Source organism: Cupriavidus sp. 8B (assembly GCF_054589115.1).
Genome location: NZ_BAAILO010000301.1, coordinates 26,782 through 44,218, shown reverse-complemented (window position 1 = coordinate 44,218; position 17,437 = coordinate 26,782). Strand labels below are relative to the sequence as shown.

The window sequence follows — 17,437 nt, the reverse complement described above, 5'->3', positions numbered from 1 at the left end:
TCTGTACGCGACAGCGTTGGCGAGGCGGCGCCGGGACGGCACCGCCTCGCCAACTTCAGAGCGCCGGGTCCGACAGCCGTGCCGCCAGCGCGCGCAAGGCCGGCGCCAGCTTGTCGTGGAACACCGCTTCCTCCACCGAGCCATAGGATGCGCTGCAGCTCAGCATGTGCAGCTCCTTTTCCCCCACCGGACGGAATGCCACCGCGCACGCGTGGATGGCCGGGTGCCAGTCGCGGAACGACGCCGCATAGCCCAGGGTAGACGCCTGCGCCACCGTGGCGCGCATGGCCGCCTCCTGGGTTTTCCACTGCTCGGGATAGGCCAGGGCAAATTCCGCCAGCACGCGTTCGCGCTTGGCCGCCGGCAACGCAGCCAGGTAGGCGCGGCCCATCGAACTCGACACCAGCGAGAGCCGCGACCCCACTCCCAGCCCCAGCATCACCCCCGCATCGTTGCGGATCGACTCAAGATAGATCACCTCCATGCGCTCGCGCTTGCCCAGCGATACCGACACGCCGTAAGCCTGGGCGAACGCCAGCATATGCGGGCGCGCCAGCGTCACCACATTGGAAGCGGACAGGTAGGAATAGCCCAGCGCCAGCACGCCGGCATCGAGCGCGTACTTGCCCAGGCTATCGTCATAGCGCAGGTAGCCCAGTTGCACCAGCGTGCCGGCCAGCCGGCTCACGGTGGCTTTGGGAAAACCCGTGCGGCGCACGAAATCCTGGTTGCCCAGCATCGACTCGCCGGTGCGGAAGCAACGCAGCAGTTCAAGGCCGCGCGCCAGTGCGGTAACAAAATTAGGATCGCTCTCGCGCGGTGTGACGCTGGCGGCATCCGCCGCAGGCGTGGCTTGCGATTCAGTGGCCAAAAGTGATCTCCGCGGATGGGATGAAGGCAGATGAAAGCGGCGCGCCCTATTGCACGGACCGCGCATTGCGATATACTACATCATCGGAACAGAGTTCCGCAATGCGGAACCGCAAAAGCACTTCGGCGGACCGCGGAATGCGCCGATACTTGCTGAATTCAGGGTTGGCCCGCGAGGCCGCCCATCCCGACCTGCACTAGACCTGCACTACCGAAGGAGACCTACATGGCTGCCAACGCCGAATTCCACTGGGCTGACCCGCTGTTGCTGGACGACCAGCTGAGCGCCGACGAGCGCATGGTGCGCGACGCCGCCCTGGCCTATTGCCAGGACAAGCTCGCCCCGCGCGTACTGCAATCGTTCCGCAATGAGAAGACCGACATCGAGATCTTCCGCGAAATGGGCGAGCTCGGCCTGCTGGGCCCGACCATTCCCGAGGAATACGGCGGCCCCGGCCTGAACTACGTGGCCTACGGCCTGATCGCGCGTGAAGTGGAGCGGGTGGATTCGGGCTATCGCTCGATGATGAGCGTGCAGTCATCGCTGGTGATGGTGCCGATCCACGAATTCGGCACCGAAGCGCAAAAGCAGAAATACCTGCCCAAGCTGGCCACCGGCGAATGGATTGGCTGCTTCGGCCTGACCGAGCCGAACCACGGCTCCGACCCGGGCTCCATGATCACGCGCGCCAAGAAGGTGGCGGGTGGCTATGAGCTGTCCGGCGCCAAGATGTGGATCACCAACTCGCCGATCGCCGACGTGTTCGTGGTGTGGGGAAAGCTGGTCGGCGACGACGGCAAGGAAGCCATCCGCGGCTTCATCCTGGAAAAGGGCTGGAAGGGCCTGTCGGCACCTGCCATCCATGGCAAGGTTGGCCTGCGCACCTCGATCACCGGCGAAATCGTCATGGACCAGGTGTTCGTGCCGGAAGAGAACCTGATGCCGGGCGTATCGGGCCTGAAGGGTCCCTTCACCTGCCTGAACTCGGCCCGCTACGGCATCGCCTGGGGCGCCCTGGGCGCTGCAGAGTTCTGCTGGCATACCGCCCGCCAGTACACGCTGGACCGCAAGCAGTTCGGCCGCCCGCTGGCCGCCAACCAACTGATCCAGAAGAAGCTGGCCGACATGCAGACCGAGATCACGCTGGGCCTGCAAGGCTGCCTGCGCCTGGGCCGCATGAAGGACGAAGGCACCGCCGCGGTGGAAATCACCTCGATCATGAAGCGCAATTCCTGCGGCAAGTCACTGGACATCGCCCGCATGGCGCGCGACATGCTCGGCGGCAACGGCATCTCGGACGAGTTCGGCGTGATCCGTCACGTGGTCAACCTCGAAGTGGTCAACACCTACGAAGGTACCCATGACATCCACGCGCTGATCCTGGGCCGCGCCCAGACCGGCATCCAGGCATTCTTCTAAAGCGCCGCGGTCCGCAGACCGGGCTCTCCCACTCTCCCGCTAGAAATAAAAAGGCCCGGCTGCAAAGCCGGGCCAAGCACACTACCAAGGAGAGACGACGGGCGAGCCCATCGTTGTACAACACCGGTACGCCGGCCCGGCGCTACGCGCCCCGGCCGGCTTTCTGCTTTTCAGCTTACTTGTTGGGTTGCGGCGTCAGCCGCAGGTAGGGCCGAGCGGCCTTGTATCCCTTCGGAAATTTCTGCCTTATCACGTCCTCGTCCTTCAGCGAGGGCACAATCACCACATCCTCGCCGTCCTGCCAGTTGCCCGGCGTGGCAACGCTATGGTTGTCGGTGAGTTGCAGCGAATCGATCACCCGCAGGATCTCGTTGAAATTGCGCCCGGTGCTGGCCGGGTAGGTGATGATCAGCCGGACCTGTTTTTTCGGGTCGATCACAAACAGCGAGCGAACCGTCAGGGTCTGGTTGGCATTGGGGTGAATCATGTCGTACAGCTCGGAAACCTTGCGGTCGCCATCGGCGATGATGGGGAAATTGACCGTGGTACCCTGGGTCGCGTTGATGTCCTTGATCCACTCGCGATGGGACTCGACAGGATCGACCGACAGCGCGATGACCTTGACATTGCGTTTGGCAAAATCGCCCTTGAGCTTCGCCGTTAACCCCAGTTCGGTCGTGCACACCGGCGTGAAATCGGCCGGGCGTGAAAACAATACGCCCCAGCTCTCGCCAAGCCATTGATGAAAGCGAATCGGGCCTTCACTGGAATCCTGCTCGAAATCGGGTGCGATGTCGCCAAGACGTAGTGTCATAAGTGTGTCCTCAAAGGGCAAATTCGGGTTGAACCAGTGTAGTGAGATTGCGATCCAACCCAAACGAATATAAAGTCACTACAAAATCACCTTTTTGTATCAAGACCTTTGTCCTGCGTCACTGTCCTACACGCTGTGTCGGACTCGTGGTGTTGAAACCACGGCGGTTCCCCGCATATGCTAGTAAAGAGGGCGAGAAGCTGCCCGACAACGTGCGAGGAAGGCAAAATGTCACAATCCGAAACCACCGCCCGCAAACAGGAGAAACTGATGAGCGATGTCAAGACCGTTTTGTCCGATGCCGAAGAACTGCTTAAGCAAGCGGCATCGACCACCGGCGAGAAAGCTGCCGAACTGCGCGAGCGCGGCATGGGCCTGCTGAAACAAGCCAAGGAGAAGGCCCAAGACCTCCAGGACGCCGTGGTCACCAAGAGCAAGGCGGCTGCACGTGCCACCGACGACTACGTCCATGACCATCCGTGGCGCGCTGTCGGCGTTGCCGCCGGCGTCGGCCTGCTGATCGGCCTGTTGCTGAACCGCAAGTAATTCGCCAGGCTTGCCGCCTCGCGCGTGAACCCGAACGCCTTGCACCTGGGCCGCCACCCGTCGCGGCGCGGTGCCGGGCAACGCCCCGCCGGCGGTCAAGCACCGCTGGCGGGGCGTCCCGTCTGCAGCAGGTGCAGCGCTTCGCCGCTACACGCCTTCGCCGGAATTGCATGAGCGACCCCACCTCTTCCCCCAAGTTTATGGATGCCCTGCGCAGCCTGGCAGGATCATTGGTGGCGATGGTGCAGACTCGCCTTGAACTGGCCAGTGTCGAACTCGCGGAAGAACGCTCCCGGCTGATGAAGATGGCCTTGCTGGCCTGTTTCGGCCTGGTGTTCTTTGGCCTGGCCATGGTGACGCTGACCGTACTGATCGCCATCGTGTTCTGGGACACCTACCGCTGGCAGGCCTTGGGCGTGCTGGTGGCGGTCTACCTGGCCGCCTGCGCGATCTGCCTCGCGGTTGCCCGCCATCTGGTGCGCAATGCCCCGCCCCTGTTCGAAGCCACGCTGGCCGAGATCGATAAAGACCGGGAGATCCTGCGCCGATGAGCACACCGCACACACCAGGCGAGCCGGCCGATCACGCGGCCGGCACCGCATCCACCTCCAACGCGCCTCGCTCGCACCAGCGCCCCGTGCGTTTCTCGCGCGAGGTGCGCCTGCCCCTTGCCATTCGCAAGGAGCTGCTGATCACGCGCGCCGCGCTGGAGCGCTACGACTGCGCCCAGGCGCTCCATCATGTCCGAGGCAGCGCGACCCGCCTCGGCCGATTCAGCACCTGGCTGCCGCGCATGACCCGGCCCGCCTCCTGGCTCAAGCTGCTCGGACTGGCCAAGGACTACCCGATGCTCAGCACGGCCGTGTCCCTGGCGCTGCCGTTGCTACGCAAGACGCCGGTGCTGCGCTGGACCTGGAAGCTGTCCAAGTTCGGCGCACTGGCCGCAGCCGGCTACTGGGCCTACGAGACTTTCCAGAAAAGCTCCGTCCAGGCTGCCCGCAAGCCCCCGTCCGACACCGTCGACACCGGGTTCCGCGACCCGCTGGTGCGTTAGCACCGCGTTTTCGCCATGCAAGGCCGCCACCTGCGCCGGCCTTGCCTACCGAGGCCTGCCATACGGCAATGAAGGCAATGAGCGCCACGCGCCGCGGCGAGCCGCCGTACGCCACCATGGCGGCGCGCGCTCCAACGCTTTTTCGACGCAAGGTGACAGCGCAATGACCCAACGAGCGGATATGCAGCAAAAGTCGTTCTACCTGCTGCTGGCAGTAGTCTCGGTAGCCTTTTGCTTCGTCCTGTGGCCTTTCTCCGGCGCCGTGTTCTGGGGCGCCATCCTGGCCATCATCTTCACGCCGTCCAACAACTGGCTGACCCGGCGCATGGGCGGCCGGCGCAACCTGGCCTCGCTGACCACGCTGACGCTGTGCCTGCTGATCGTGGTGCTGCCGCTGATCTTTGTCACCGGCGCCCTGATCCAGGAAGGCAGCACCGTCTACCAGCAGATCAAGTCCGGCCAGATCAATTTCGGCGCCTACTTCCAGCAAGCCGTGCACGCCCTGCCGCCGTCGGTGACAAGGGTGCTGGACCGCTTCGGGCTGACCGATATCAGCGACCTCCAGCAAAAGCTCACCACGGGGGCTACCCAGGCCAGCCAGATCATCGCCACGCAGGCATTGAGCATCGGGCAGAACACGTTCCAGTTCATGGTCAGCTTTGGCGTGATGCTGTACCTGCTGTTCTTCCTGCTGCGCGATGGCCCGCAGATTTCCAAGCTCATCATGCGGGCGATCCCGCTGAGCGAGCCGCACAAGCAGCACCTGCTGCGCAAGTTCACCACCGTGGCCCGCGCCACCGTCAAGGGCAACATCGCCGTGGCTGCGGTGCAAGGCGCACTGGGCGGCCTGATCTTCTGGTTCCTCGGCATCCAGGGCTCGCTGCTGTGGGGCGTGCTGATGGGCTTCCTGTCGCTGCTGCCGGCGGTCGGCGCGGCGCTGATCTGGGGACCGGTGGCGATCTACTTCCTGCTGACCGGCGACGTGGGCAAGGGCTCCATTCTGATCGGCTTCTGCGCGGTGGTGATCGGCGCGGTGGACAACGTGCTGCGCCCCATCCTGGTCGGCAAGGACACCCGCATGCCCGACTGGGTGGTGCTGATCTCCACGCTGGGCGGCATGGCGCTGTTCGGGCTGAGCGGCTTCGTCATCGGCCCGCTGATCGCCGCGCTGTTTATCGCCAGCTGGGACCTATCCACGTCCACGCGCGAAGAAATCGAGCGCCGCGATGCCGCGCAGGACAAGGAGCCAAAGCCACCTGCGCCACCCGAAGGCAAAACCGGGCAAGCAGCGCGTACGGATTGAGCCCTGCCGCTGCTTGCCGGGACCGAACACACCAAGGAGTGAGCATTGCGTCAAGACAACCCAACATCCGGTGCAACATCGCCGGCAAAGGTAAAGCACTACAGCGTGCGCGAGCTGTTCCGCAAGCCGGACCGCTCGCAGTTTTCGATCTCGCCGGATGGCCGCCACCTGTCCTTCCTCGCCCGGCACCAAGGCCGCCAGAACGTCTTCGTGCAGGCCATCGACGCCGATGGCAACCTGCTGGGCGAAGCCCGGCCGCTGACCCGCGAGAGCGAGCGCGACCTGCCCTTCCACAGCTGGAAGGGCAACGCGCACATCCTGTATGCGAAGGACTTTGGCGGCGACGAGAACTTCCACGTGCTGTCGGTGCCGATCGACGGCGGCGAGCCCGTCGACCTGACCCCGTACCCGGGCGTGCGCGCGGAGATCATCGACGATCTCGAGGACGATGACCGCCATGTCCTGCTGTCGCACAACAAGCGCGACCCGGAGGTATTCGACGTGCTGCGCGTCGACGTCGTCACGGGCGAGTCCGTGCAGATCGCGGAGAACCCCGGCAACGTGATGAGCTGGGGCACCGACCACGCTGGCCGCCTGCGGGTGGCAAGCGCCAGCGACGGCGTGAACACCACCCTGCTCTACCGCGATACCGAGGACGAGCCCTTCCGCCCGATCCTGACCACCGACTTCCGCGAGACGGTCTCGCCGCTGTTCTTCACCTTCGACGACAAGCAGCTGTACGTGCAGTCGAATCGCGGCCGCGACAAGACGGCGATCTTCGAGTTCGATCCGCAGACGGCCCGGGAAGGCCGCCTGGTCTTCGAGCACGACGAGGTGGATGTCGGCGGCCTGTCCCACTCGCGGCGTCGCCGCGTGCTGACCGCCGCCTGGTACACCGACTGGAAGACGCACCGCCATTTCTTCGACGCCCACGCCGAGCAGATCCATGCCGACCTGGAGCGGCAACTGCCGGGCTACGAGCACCACGTCACCAGCATCACGCGCGACGAGACCCGCATGATCGTCTCCGCGTCGAGCGACAAGACCACCGGCACGCGCTACCTGTACGACAGCGGCACAAAAAAACTGGTCACGCTCGGCAAGGTGCAGCCCTGGCTGGATGAAGCCGACATGGCCGGCATGCAGCCGATCCGCTTCACCTCGCGCGACGGCCTGCAGATCCACGGCTACCTGACGCTTCCGGTGGCCAGCGCGGGAGAGCCTGCACCGCAGGGCCTGCCTCTGGTGGTCAACCCGCACGGCGGCCCGTGGACGCGCGACGTATGGGGCTTCAACCCCGAGGTGCAACTGCTCGCCAATCGCGGCTACGCGGTGCTGCAGATCAACTTCCGCGGCTCCACCGGCTACGGCCGCGCGTTCTGGGAGGCGAGCTTCAAGCAGTGGGGCAAGACGATGCAGCACGATATCGACGACGGCGTCGACTGGCTCGTCGCGCAAGGCATCGTGGACCCCAGCCGCATCGCGATCTACGGAGCAAGCTATGGCGGCTATGCGACGCTGGCAGGCGTGGCCTTCACGCCGGACCGCTATGCCGCGGCCATCGACTATGTCGGCGTATCGAACCTGTTCACGCTGCTGGAGACCATTCCCGCGTACTGGAAGCCGATGCTCGACATGCTGTACGAGATGGTCGGCAACCCCAACGTCGAAGCCGAGCGCCAGGCCCTGCACGATGCCTCGCCGGTGTTCTTCGCCGACAGGATCCGCACGCCGCTGCTGGTGGCGCAAGGCGCCAACGATCCGCGCGTCAAGCAGGCGGAGAGCGACCAGATCGTCCAGGCGCTACGCTCGCGCGGCGTGGATGTGGAATACCTGCTCAAGGAAAACGAGGGCCACGGCTTTCACAACGAGGAAAACACCTTCGACTTCTACGAAGCCATGGAAGCGTTTCTCGCCAGGCACCTGGCCAAGAAGGGTTGATCCAGGGGGGTGATCCGCGCCGAAATACTACGAAAGCCACGCGCGGGGCATGAAACAAAAAAGGCGTAGCGGTTGCCCGCTACGCCTTCTCGCAATGCTGGTGGGTCGTGCGTGACTCGAACACGCGACCAACGGATTAAAAGTCCGCTGCTCTACCGACTGAGCTAACGACCCGGAAAAACTGAAGCCGCGATTATAGGAATATCTTGCCGCTAAAGTCAACCTTTGAACGCGAACTACTCGTGCTAGATCATGCGCTCAAGCCGCCATATCTGGTAGCGGAAGCCCAGCACCGCGCCAACCAGGATGCCGGCCAGCGCGATAAAGGAGCCAATCGCCAGCGTGGATACGCCTGACAAGCCCTGCCCGATGGTGCAGCCCAGCGCGGTCACGCCGCCCGCGCCCATCAGGATGCCGCCCACCAGATGGTTGCCAACGTCCTCGGCGCTGCCAAAGCCTTCCCAGCGGAAGGTGCGGGTCACCAGCGCATACGCGGCGGCACCAGCCACCACGCCCAACACGCTGACGATGCCGATGGTCAGCACCTTGCTCTTGTCGCTGAACATCATCAGCCAGTCAAGCGTATAGGCGTAGGGGGCGACGAAGCTCAGGCTCTCCATGCGGCCGCTGTTGCTGGCGACGAACAGTTCGTCGAGCGTATTGGGATCTTCGGCGACATAGCCCAGGTGCCCGGATACGTACCACATGGCCACGATGATCAGGCCCACGGCCAGGCCGCCCAGCAGGTTATCGAAGGTACGGAAGCCGCGTCCGGCCAGCGCCCAGATCACCAGCGCCCCGCCCAGCACCAGCGCGATGCCGAGCTGCAGGGTGGCGCGCGCCATGCCGCTGGCCTGCGCCAGCACGGAGGGCAGGTCCTGCGTGGTGGGCAGCGAGAGGGCCACGGCATCGACGGTGTTCACGCGAATCACGCCAAACAGGCCGCGCAGCGTCATATAGGCCGACAGCCCCAGGAAGGCGAACACCACCAGCGACTTCAGGTTGCCGGCGCCGATGCGCACCAGCGTCTTGCTGCCGCAGCCCGAGGCCAGCACCATGCCGAAGCCGAACATCAGCCCGCCCACCAGGGCCGAGAGCCAGCTGAGCTTGCTGGCGGCATAGATGGTCTTGGTGGGATCGATGTAGCCGCCCGCGGCCAGCGCGGCGGTGCCGATCATGGCCACGCCGATGGCCAGCCCCCACATGCGCATGCGGGTCCAGTCGCCCATGTTGACGATGTCGGAGACCGCGCCCATGGTGCAGAAGTGCGTGCGCTGGAGCACCGCCCCAAAGGCGAAGGTCAGGATGAAGGTGCTCGCCAGTACGGTACGGCTAAGCGCGGCAATATCGATTTCGGGCATGGGTGTCCGGCGGGGGAAGCGCAACGGGTGGGTGCGCGCAAGCGCGCTTGTGGCAACGGCAACCGTCAGGCGGCGCCCTGGTAGCGGGTGGGATCGGGCACGCCAGCGGCCTCGAAGCCCGCCCGGCGGATGCGGCAGGAGTCGCACACGCCACAGGCACGGCCGTCGTCGTCGGCCTTGTAGCACGACACCGTCATGCCGTAGTCCACCCCGAGCTTGACCCCAGCGCGGATGATCTCGCCCTTGGTCATGTCGATAATGGGCGCGTGCACGCGGATGCGCTCGCCTTCCACGCCGGCCTTGGTGGCCAGGTTGGCAAGCGCCTCGTAGGCGGACACATACTCGGGCCGGCAATCCGGATAGCCGGAGTAGTCGACCGCGTTGGCGCCGAAGAACAGGTCGCGGCCGCCAATGGCCTCGGCCCAGCCCAGGGCCAGCGACAGCATGATGGTATTGCGGGCCGGCACGTAGGTGACCGGAATGCCGCCGACGGCGCCGTCGGTGGGCACCTCAAGGCTATCGTCGGTCAGCGCGGAGCCGCCGAAGCGGCGCAGGTCGAGGTCGATGATCTCGTGGCGCACCGCGCCCAGGGCGGCGGCCACGCGCTTGGCGGCTTCCAGTTCCGAGGAGTGGCGCTGGCCGTAGCGCATCGACAGCGCATAGGTCTCGAAGTCCTGCGCATTGGCCATGGCAAGGACGGTGGCGGAGTCCAGGCCGCCGGAAAGCAGGACGATAGCGCGTTTTTTCATGATGGCAGGGCGCGGCGCCTGGCGGCGCCACGCAAAATTCGAGGCGAATCATATATTTTAGCGCGGCCAGGACAAAGGGCCCGCGAAAAGCGGGCCCTTTGTCTTCTGCCTACCACCTGGGCCGCGTGCCAGCGCCCCACCCTCCCGGGCGCCTACTTCAGCGTCTTGAGGCGATTGCTCGCCGCCTGCGCGCCCTCGGTGCCGGGGTATTTGGCCACCACCTGCTCCAGGGTCTTGCGGGCCGCGGGCTTCTGGCCCGATTCGATCTGGTTGTTGGCGATGGCGATCAGCGCATCCGGCACCTTGGGGTGATCCGGATAGGCCTGCACCATGTTCTGCAGCACCGACGTCGAGCCGCGGTAGTCCCGCTGCGCGTACAGCGAGTTACCTAGCCAGTACTGCGCCAGCGGCACGTACGGGCTTTGCGGGTACTTCTTGATGAAAGCCGAGAATACGTTGCCCGCGCCCTTGAAGTCCCCGGTCTGGAACTGCTTGAGCGCGGCGTCATACTCCGTCTTCTCGCCCGGTTGCGACAGCCCTTCGCGACCATCCACGGTGACCTGCTGCGGCTCGAATTTCTTCAGGCGCGCATCCAGGTCAGCGTAGTAGTCTTTCTGCTGCTTTTGCAGCGTCGTCACCTCGTTCTGCAGCATCTCGTTCTGGCCGCGCAGCCGCGCCACTTCCTGGCGCAGGCCCTCGAGCTGGTTCTGCATCTCGAGCTGCGCGCGGCTGTTCTGGTCGATACGCTGCGAAGCGGTCGCCTGGAAACCGTTGAACTGGTCGCGCATGTTCACGATGGCTTTGCGCGCCTCGTCATCGTCGAACACGCCGGCCCGCGCCTGTGCCAACGGCAGCAGGCTGGCGCAGGACATCGCAGTAAGCAATACCAACTTGGAGACGCGTGCTTTCATGAGATGGCTATCCGCAGATTAGTACGTGATGTCCGCGCGGCGGTTTTCCGCCCAGGCGGCTTCGTCGTGGCCGGTTGCCTTGGGCTTTTCCTTGCCCAGGCTGACGGCTTCCATCTGGCTTTCCGGCACGCCCAGCGAGGACAGCGAGCGGCGCACGGCTTCGGCGCGCTTCTGGCCCAGTGCCAGGTTGTATTCGCTGGTACCGCGCTCGTCGGTGTTGCCCTGGATCAGGATGCGGCGGCCCTTGTTGGCGCCCAGGTACTTGGAGTGCTCCGACAGCATGCCCTGGTAGTCAGGCTTGACGCTATAGCTGTCGAAGTCGAAGTACACGCTGCGCTTGGCCAGCGGGCTGTTCGGATCGTTCAGCGGATCGCGCGAGACGTCCACCGGCGCCACGGCGCGAGCGTCGGTCGAAGGCGTGCCCTTGCCGGCACCGGCGTTGGCGGTGTCGTCCAGCTTGACGCCGGAGCTGCAAGCGCCGAGGGCCAGCAGAGCGGCGACGGCAAGGGTTTTGGTCATCATATTGGTCATGGCTAGGAACTCCTCGTTTATTGCATGAATGGTCCCCAGGACGGCTCGCGAACCTCGCCGGACTGGAGCGACAAAACCTGCCGGGTACGCCCGTCAGTGGACACTGCCGCCAACACCGAGCGACCTCCCACCCGGGTGGCATAAAGAATGTACTTGCCGTTGGCGGCGAAGCTTGGCGCTTCGTCGTTAGCGGTGTCGGTCAGCGACGTGACATCGCCGTTGCCGAGGTCCATCAACTGCAGCTTGAAGCCGCCGCTGCGGGTGATATAGGCCAGTTGCTTGCCGTCCGGGGAAATGCGCGGGCTCACGTTGTAGCTGCCCTTGAAGGTGACGCGCTGAGCTGCGCCGCCCTCTTCGCCGCCGGCCGGCATGCGGTAGATCTGCGGCGCGCCGCCGCGATCGCTGGTGAAGTAGATGCTGCGGCCGTCCGGCGCGTATTGCGGCTCGGTGTCGATGGCGCTGCTGCGCGTCAGGCGCTTGAGCCCGGAGCCATCGGCGCCGATCTGGTAGATCTGGGTATTGCCGTCGCGCGACAGCGCCACCGCCAGGCGCTGGCCATCCGGCGACCACGAAGGCGCGCTGTTGTTGCCCTTCTGGTTCGACACCAGCGTGCGCTTGCCCGTCGCCAGGTCGTGCACGTAGACCACCGGCTTCTTGGCCTCGAAGGACACGTAGGCAACCTTGCTGCCGTCAGGGGACCACGAAGGCGAGATGATCGGCTCGTTGCTGGTCAGCGCCACCTGGGAGTTCTGGCCGTCGGAGTCCGAGATCAGCAGCTGGAAGCGCCCGCCCACCCGCGAGACATAGGACAGCCGCGTGGCAAACACGCCGCGCTCGCCCAGCAGCTTCTCGTAGATGTAGTCGGCAATCTTGTGGCCGGTCACGCGCAGCTGGTTCCCGCTGACGGTGAAGGCCAGGCCACCCAGGCTGGTGCCCTTGACGGTGTCGTAGAGGCGGAAGCGCACGTCATACTGGCCGTTGCCGGTGGGTGTCACGCTGCCGGCCACGAAGGCATCGGCGCCGCGCGCCTTCCAGCTGCCAAGGTCGGCATTGGCGGACTCCGCCACGGTGGCGCCGCCCGGGTCGACATTGCGGAAGCGGCCGCTGCGCTGCAGGTCGCTGCGGATGATGGCTGTGAGATTTTGGGGGGCCTGTGCTTCGCCCTGGAAGTTGGCCGTGGCGATCGGGAGCTGGCTGGCGCCAACGCCGGTGATTTCAACGTTCAATTGCGCCTGCGCGCTGCCGGCCGAACAGGCCAGCACCACTGCCAGCCCGGCAAACAGGGCGTGCGCGCGGGTGCTGTGCCGCCGCGCGGCCAGCCAAAGGGGGGCCCAAAGCTTTCGCATGCTGCTCCTCAGTCGAGATCAATATTCATATCGAACGCGGCCGGCAAAGCTGGAGCCATGGTACGGGCAGGCTGACTGAAGGCATGTCGCATGCCTGTATCGGGTGCCCCGGGCACATTTGCCGGCTGCGTCAGGCAACCTGTCATCGTAGCGGTGGGACTACCGAGCATCGACGTAGGTTGCAATATGTTGCAATTCGAATTATCCCGTGCCGTTGCCATCACCGCACCCCTTAATCCTTAGGCTTGAAGGTGATGGTGAAGCTGGCCGGTGCCTTGCCGTTTTCGTCGCGGGGCAGCGGGTCCGAGCGCTCCACCGCGCGCAGCACGGCGTTGTCCCAGCCCGAATTGCCGCTGGACCTGGACAGCCGCGCGGACATCAGCGAGCCGTCCGGCGCCAGCTGAACGGACACCACTGCGGCCGGATTGCCAGGCACGTCTTCGGTGAACACGATATTCGGCTTGACGCGGCGACGCACGCGATCCGGGTAGCCAGGCGAGGCCTTGCCGCCGGAACCGGCGCCACTGCCTGCGCTGCTGCCGACACCGCCGGCGCCGCCGACTGCCGCCCCGCCACCCGCCAGGGCCTGCAGGCGTGCCAGCTCGCTGTGGCGCTGGGCATTGGCGGCGGCATCGCGCTTGGCCTTGGCATCGGCATCGGCCTTGGCCTTCGCGTTGGCAGCGGCCTTGGCTTCGGCGTTGGCCTTGGCCTTGGCGTCTGCGCTTGCCTTCGCCTTCGCGTCTGCCTCGGCACGCGCCTTGGCATCGGCCTCGGCGCGGCTCTTGGCCTCGGCGCGGGCCTTGGCGTCGGCTTCCTTGCGCTCGCGCTCAGCCTGCTCCTTGCGCTGCTCCTGCAAGGCGGCCTGCTTGCGCGCGTCTTCCTTGCGCTGGGCTTCCTTCTTCAGGTCGTCCTTCTTCTGTTCTTCGCGGCGCTGCTCTTCGCGGCGCAAGTCGTCCTTGCGCTGGGCGTCCTTGCGGGCGGCCTCCTTGCGGGCGGCTTCCTGCCTGTCGGCTTCCTGGCGCGCGCGCAGGTCGGCCTGCTGGCGCGCCTCTTCGCGGGCGGCGGCCTCGGCCTGGCGGCGCTTTTGCTGCTGGAGGGCGATCTCGGCGTCCTCTTCCGCACGGGACCTCACCGCTGGCGCGGGGGGTGCGGGCCGGGCTTGTACGATAGGCTGGGGTTCGGGCGGCGGCGGGGGTGGGCGCGGGGCGGTAGTGGCCGGGACCTCATCCCAGAGCTCGGCTTCGGCGCCGACCGGGGTGCTGCTCTGCCAGTGCACACCGAAATACAGCACGATGCCCAGCAACAAATGCATGAAAACCGCGAGCAGGAAGGAACGCAGGGTTCCCCGCTCCGGGGCCGGCTGATAAGGATAGGCGGCGGTCTTCATCGCGTGGGGCGCTGCTTACTTGGGCTTGACCATCAGGCCGACGCGCTTCACGCCGTCGGCCTTGAGCACCGACATGACGTCGAGCACGGCCTCGTACCTGACCGAGCGGTCGGCGGCGATCACCACCGGCTGGTCGGGATTCTCGTTCTGGCGCTGATGCACGAAGTCGATCAGGCCCTGCTTGTCGAGCTTGCGCTCGAAGCTGTTGCCAGCGTTATCCTTGCCGCGCGCGGTCAGTGCGCCGTCCTCATGCACGGTCACGACGATGGGAGGCGCCTTTTGCTGCTGGGTGGCGTTGGCCACGCTGGGCAGGTCAACCACGGCGGGGTTCACGATCGGTGCTGCCACCATGAAAATGACGAGCAGCACCAGCATCACGTCGATGTAAGGCACGACGTTGATGTCGGCACTGGCCCGGCGGCGCGAGCCGCCACGGCGCTGTATCGCTGCCATTGCTGGTTCTCCTTGACCGAAGACGTTGGTGGCTTCGGCGCTTTAGCGGGTCTGCCGTTGCAGGATGTTCAGGAACTCTTCCATGAAGCTCTCGAAGCGGATGGCCAGGCGATCGACTTCGGTAGCGTAGCGGTTGTAGGCAATGACCGCCGGAATCGCCGCGAACAGGCCGATGGCGGTGGCGACCAGCGCCTCCGCAATGCCGGGCGCCACTGCGGCAAGCGTCGCCTGCTGCACATTGGACAAGCCGCGGAAGGCGTTCATGATCCCCCATACGGTGCCGAACAAGCCGATGTACGGGCTGACCGAACCCACCGAGGCCAGGAACGGAAGATGCGATTCCATCACATCCATCTCGCGCTGGTAGGCCGCGCGCATGGCGCGCCGCGCGGCGTCCAGCAGCGCGCCGGCGTCGTTGTTGCGCTCGCGCGCCTTCAGGTATTCGCCCATGCCGGACTCGAAGATCCGTTCCAGCGCGCCCGTGTTGTGACGGTTGTTGGCTGCGCTCTGGTAGAGGGCCTGCAGATCACCGCCGGCCCAGAAGTCGCGCTCGAAACCCTCGGTCTGGGTGCGCGCGGCGCGCAGGGAGAAATGCTTGCGGAAGATATATGTCCACGAGAACAGGGACATCACCAGCAGCAGGGCCATGACGGCCTGTGCCAGCACACTGGCGTGCAGCACCAGCGAAATGATCGACAGGTCTTGCGTGACGGTCACGGGATTCATCGAGCGGTCTTGATGGTTGCAAGGACGGGAGCGGGAATGGGAGTCGGACGGAATGTGCTGCGATCAACACACCCGACCCGGATGGCGCCAGTAGCCAGCAATTGCTCACCACGCCAGGCTTCCTGGGCGAATTGGACCGACGCCGGGCCAACCCGTTCAATCTGTGTCCGGATCTCAAGCAGGTCGTCCAGACGGGCGGGGGCATTGTAGTCCACCGCCGTGCTTCTGACGATGAAGACGACGCCGGACTCATCGGCCAGCGCTTGCTGTTCGATGCCAAGCGAGCGCAGCCACTCGGTACGGGCGCGCTCGAAGAATTTGAGGTAATTGGCGTAGAACACCACGCCGCCCGCGTCGGTGTCTTCCCAATACACCCGCAAGGCCCACACATTGTTGCTCATGGCCGCGATTGTAGCGGAGAGCCGGCCCGACCCGGTGTAAACCCTTGTCCGACATTACAACACTTACATTGCCTGACAGACAAGGCATTGACTTTCGGCGCCGGGCTCGGCCCCGGGCCCGCCACACCGTCTTGCAGCGAGCCAGCGCCTCGCGTTAAACTGCCGCCAACCATTCCATCTTGCGCGACTGGCGAAGTCAGTGGGCACTACCACGAGGAAGCGCAAAGTTCTCTGGCGCGATGTTTCAAGCGCCTGCCGCTCGCCTGGGCAGCGAATGGGAAGCAGGGTGCGCCCTGCGCCGGATAGCTAACGCGTCCGACGCCGGTCGCCTGTGCCTTCCCCGCGCGCCCTACCCCGAAGCCATTCGGAATTCCCCTTTTTTCAGACGAGTTTTCGCCATGTTCGAACGCAGCCGCTATACGATCGACCAGATCGACCCCGAGATTTTTGCCGCCATCCAGAAGGAAGACCAGCGCCAGGAAGAACACATCGAGCTGATCGCCTCGGAAAACTACACCTCGCCGGCCGTGATGGCCGCGCAAGGCTCGCAACTGACCAACAAGTACGCCGAAGGCTATCCCGGCAAGCGCTACTACGGTGGCTGCGAGTACGTTGACGTCGTCGAGCAGCTCGCCATCGACCGCGTCAAGCAACTGTTCGGCGCCGAAGCCGCCAACGTGCAGCCCAACTCCGGCTCGCAAGCCAACCAGGGCGTGTTCTTTGCCGCGCTGAAGCCGGGCGACACCATCATGGGCATGAGCCTGGCCGAAGGCGGCCACCTGACCCACGGCATGGCCCTCAACATGAGCGGCAAGTGGTTCAACGTCGTCAGCTACGGCCTGGACGCCAACGAAGACATCGACTACGACGCGCTGGAAAAGCTGGCCCAGGAAAAGAAGCCCAAGCTGATCATCGCCGGCGCCTCCGCCTTCGCCCTGCGCATCGACTTCGAACGCATCGCCAAGGTAGCCAAGTCCATCGGCGCCCTGTTCATGGTCGACATGGCCCACTACGCCGGCCTGATCGCCGCCGGCGAGTATCCCAACCCGGTACCGCACGCCGACTTCGTCACCACCACCACCCACAAGAGCCTGCGCGGCCCGCGCGGCGGCGTGATCCTGATGAAGGCCGAGCATGAGAAGGCCATCAACTCGGCCATCTTCCCCGGCATCCAGGGTGGCCCCCTGATGCACGTGATCGCCGGCAAGGCAGTCGCGTTCAAGGAAGCCCTGTCGCCCGAGTTCAAGGCCTACCAGCAACAAGTGGTCAAGAACGCCCGCGTGCTGGCCGAGACCCTGATCGAGCGCGGCCTGCGCATCGTCTCCGGCCGTACCGAAAGCCACGTGATGCTGGTCGACCTGCGCGCCATGCAGATCACCGGCAAGGAAGCCGAGAAGGTCCTGGGCGAGGCACACATCACCGTCAACAAGAACGCCATCCCCAACGACCCGGAAAAGCCGTTCGTCACCTCGGGCATCCGCCTGGGCTCGCCGGCCATGACCACCCGCGGCTTCAAGGAAGAAGAAGCCCGCCTGGTGGCCAACCTGGTCGCCGACGTGCTGGAAAACCCACACGACCTGGCCAACATCGCCAGCGTGCGCGAGCAAGTGGCGGCCCTGACCAA

General features: G+C 65.1%; 18 protein-coding genes, 1 tRNA gene and 1 riboswitch. Of the genes, 7 read left to right on the top strand and 12 right to left on the bottom strand.

The annotated features are described in order from the left end of the window. Positions 1-55: 55 nt before the first annotated feature. Positions 56-871, bottom strand: a complete 816-nt coding sequence (locus tag ACYP5B_RS30655) for an IclR family transcriptional regulator (protein WP_459572172.1) — start codon at positions 869-871, stop codon at positions 56-58. A 225-nt stretch (positions 872-1,096) separates the two neighbouring features. Between ACYP5B_RS30655 and ACYP5B_RS30650 the strand changes: the two genes are divergently transcribed. Then, entirely contained in the window at positions 1,097-2,290 is a 1,194-nt protein-coding gene (locus tag ACYP5B_RS30650) for an acyl-CoA dehydrogenase (protein WP_459572171.1), read from the top strand. A 175-nt stretch (positions 2,291-2,465) separates the two neighbouring features. Here ACYP5B_RS30650 and ACYP5B_RS30645 read toward each other — a convergent pair whose 3' ends face one another. Beyond that, positions 2,466-3,104, bottom strand: coding sequence for a peroxiredoxin (locus ACYP5B_RS30645; protein WP_459572192.1), 639 nt, complete (start codon positions 3,102-3,104; stop codon positions 2,466-2,468). Between the two features lie 228 nt (positions 3,105-3,332). On the opposite strand from ACYP5B_RS30645, the gene ACYP5B_RS30640 reads away from it, so the two are divergent. The 5 genes from ACYP5B_RS30640 (at position 3,333) to ACYP5B_RS30620 (ending at position 7,948) form a co-directional block, all read left to right on the top strand. Then, entirely contained in the window at positions 3,333-3,650 is a 318-nt protein-coding gene (locus tag ACYP5B_RS30640) for an ElaB/YgaM/YqjD family protein (protein WP_324291756.1), read from the top strand. 170 nt (positions 3,651-3,820) lie between these two features. After that, positions 3,821-4,201: a phage holin family protein gene (locus ACYP5B_RS30635; RefSeq protein ID WP_267603986.1), complete on the top strand. Its 381-nt coding sequence runs from the start codon at positions 3,821-3,823 to the stop codon at positions 4,199-4,201. Further along, positions 4,198-4,704 (top strand): DUF3318 domain-containing protein, encoded by a 507-nt coding sequence (locus tag ACYP5B_RS30630; RefSeq protein WP_318234337.1) that lies wholly within the window; start codon positions 4,198-4,200, stop codon positions 4,702-4,704. Before ACYP5B_RS30635 ends, ACYP5B_RS30630 begins: the two co-directional genes overlap by 4 nt. Before the next feature lie 163 nt (positions 4,705-4,867). Beyond that, complete coding sequence (locus ACYP5B_RS30625; protein WP_400093282.1) at positions 4,868-6,007, top strand: AI-2E family transporter; 1,140 nt, start codon at positions 4,868-4,870, stop codon at positions 6,005-6,007. Positions 6,008-6,052: 45 nt separating this feature from the next. Further along, complete coding sequence (locus ACYP5B_RS30620; RefSeq protein WP_459572170.1) at positions 6,053-7,948, top strand: S9 family peptidase; 1,896 nt, start codon at positions 6,053-6,055, stop codon at positions 7,946-7,948. 98 nt (positions 7,949-8,046) lie between these two features. Here the strand turns inward: ACYP5B_RS30620 and ACYP5B_RS30615 are convergent. From ACYP5B_RS30615 to ybgC, 10 genes are all read right to left on the bottom strand, one after another. Beyond that, a tRNA-Lys gene (locus ACYP5B_RS30615) sits at positions 8,047-8,122 on the bottom strand. 71 nt (positions 8,123-8,193) lie between these two features. Then, a complete protein-coding gene (locus tag ACYP5B_RS30610) occupies positions 8,194-9,309 on the bottom strand; it encodes a YeeE/YedE family protein (RefSeq protein ID WP_400093278.1) in 1,116 nt (371 codons plus the stop codon). Positions 9,310-9,374: 65 nt separating this feature from the next. Then, on the bottom strand, positions 9,375-10,058 hold the full coding sequence (queC, locus tag ACYP5B_RS30605) for a 7-cyano-7-deazaguanine synthase QueC (protein ID WP_267603989.1): 684 nt from the start codon (positions 10,056-10,058) through the stop codon (positions 9,375-9,377). Between the two features lie 152 nt (positions 10,059-10,210). After that, on the bottom strand, positions 10,211-10,969 hold the full coding sequence (ybgF, locus tag ACYP5B_RS30600) for a tol-pal system protein YbgF (RefSeq protein WP_400093276.1): 759 nt from the start codon (positions 10,967-10,969) through the stop codon (positions 10,211-10,213). 18 nt (positions 10,970-10,987) lie between these two features. Then, positions 10,988-11,500: a peptidoglycan-associated lipoprotein Pal gene (pal, locus tag ACYP5B_RS30595; protein ID WP_267603991.1), complete on the bottom strand. Its 513-nt coding sequence runs from the start codon at positions 11,498-11,500 to the stop codon at positions 10,988-10,990. Between the two features lie 17 nt (positions 11,501-11,517). Further along, a complete protein-coding gene (gene tolB, locus ACYP5B_RS30590; protein WP_459572169.1) occupies positions 11,518-12,846 on the bottom strand; it encodes a Tol-Pal system beta propeller repeat protein TolB in 1,329 nt (442 codons plus the stop codon). A 232-nt stretch (positions 12,847-13,078) separates the two neighbouring features. Beyond that, positions 13,079-14,233: a cell envelope integrity protein TolA gene (gene tolA, locus ACYP5B_RS30585; RefSeq protein WP_459572168.1), complete on the bottom strand. Its 1,155-nt coding sequence runs from the start codon at positions 14,231-14,233 to the stop codon at positions 13,079-13,081. Between the two features lie 15 nt (positions 14,234-14,248). Next, entirely contained in the window at positions 14,249-14,686 is a 438-nt protein-coding gene (gene tolR / locus ACYP5B_RS30580) for a protein TolR (protein WP_267603992.1), read from the bottom strand. 42 nt (positions 14,687-14,728) lie between these two features. After that, positions 14,729-15,412 (bottom strand): protein TolQ, encoded by a 684-nt coding sequence (gene tolQ, locus ACYP5B_RS30575; RefSeq protein WP_043348531.1) that lies wholly within the window; start codon positions 15,410-15,412, stop codon positions 14,729-14,731. Then, entirely contained in the window at positions 15,409-15,813 is a 405-nt protein-coding gene (ybgC, locus tag ACYP5B_RS30570; RefSeq protein WP_043352192.1) for a tol-pal system-associated acyl-CoA thioesterase, read from the bottom strand. Before ybgC ends, tolQ begins: the two co-directional genes overlap by 4 nt. Positions 15,814-15,986: 173 nt before the next feature. Beyond that, positions 15,987-16,089: riboswitch (ZMP/ZTP riboswitch) on the top strand. 122 nt (positions 16,090-16,211) lie between these two features. On the opposite strand from ybgC, the gene glyA reads away from it, so the two are divergent. Further along, positions 16,212-17,437 (top strand): serine hydroxymethyltransferase (gene glyA / locus ACYP5B_RS30565; protein ID WP_459572167.1); only part of this gene is annotated, 1,226 nt, incomplete at its 3' end.

What these genes read in the sequence shown, in the direction of transcription:
- ACYP5B_RS30650 (WP_459572171.1), top strand. Translation starts at nt 1,097, where the DNA reads ATGGCTGCCAACGCCGAATTCCACTGGGCTGACCCGCTGTTGCTGGAC.
- ACYP5B_RS30645 (WP_459572192.1), bottom strand. Translation starts at nt 3,104, where the DNA reads ATGACACTACGTCTTGGCGACATCGCACCCGATTTCGAGCAGGATTCC.
- ACYP5B_RS30640 (WP_324291756.1), top strand. Translation starts at nt 3,333, where the DNA reads ATGTCACAATCCGAAACCACCGCCCGCAAACAGGAGAAACTGATGAGC.
- ACYP5B_RS30635 (WP_267603986.1), top strand. Translation starts at nt 3,821, where the DNA reads ATGAGCGACCCCACCTCTTCCCCCAAGTTTATGGATGCCCTGCGCAGC.
- ACYP5B_RS30630 (WP_318234337.1), top strand. Translation starts at nt 4,198, where the DNA reads ATGAGCACACCGCACACACCAGGCGAGCCGGCCGATCACGCGGCCGGC.
- ACYP5B_RS30625 (WP_400093282.1), top strand. Translation starts at nt 4,868, where the DNA reads ATGACCCAACGAGCGGATATGCAGCAAAAGTCGTTCTACCTGCTGCTG.
- ACYP5B_RS30610 (WP_400093278.1), bottom strand. Translation starts at nt 9,309, where the DNA reads ATGCCCGAAATCGATATTGCCGCGCTTAGCCGTACCGTACTGGCGAGC.
- queC (WP_267603989.1), bottom strand. Translation starts at nt 10,058, where the DNA reads ATGAAAAAACGCGCTATCGTCCTGCTTTCCGGCGGCCTGGACTCCGCC.
- ybgF (WP_400093276.1), bottom strand. Translation starts at nt 10,969, where the DNA reads ATGAAAGCACGCGTCTCCAAGTTGGTATTGCTTACTGCGATGTCCTGC.
- pal (WP_267603991.1), bottom strand. Translation starts at nt 11,500, where the DNA reads ATGACCAATATGATGACCAAAACCCTTGCCGTCGCCGCTCTGCTGGCC.
- tolB (WP_459572169.1), bottom strand. Translation starts at nt 12,846, where the DNA reads ATGCGAAAGCTTTGGGCCCCCCTTTGGCTGGCCGCGCGGCGGCACAGC.
- tolA (WP_459572168.1), bottom strand. Translation starts at nt 14,233, where the DNA reads ATGAAGACCGCCGCCTATCCTTATCAGCCGGCCCCGGAGCGGGGAACC.
- tolR (WP_267603992.1), bottom strand. Translation starts at nt 14,686, where the DNA reads ATGGCAGCGATACAGCGCCGTGGCGGCTCGCGCCGCCGGGCCAGTGCC.
- tolQ (WP_043348531.1), bottom strand. Translation starts at nt 15,412, where the DNA reads ATGAATCCCGTGACCGTCACGCAAGACCTGTCGATCATTTCGCTGGTG.
- ybgC (WP_043352192.1), bottom strand. Translation starts at nt 15,813, where the DNA reads ATGAGCAACAATGTGTGGGCCTTGCGGGTGTATTGGGAAGACACCGAC.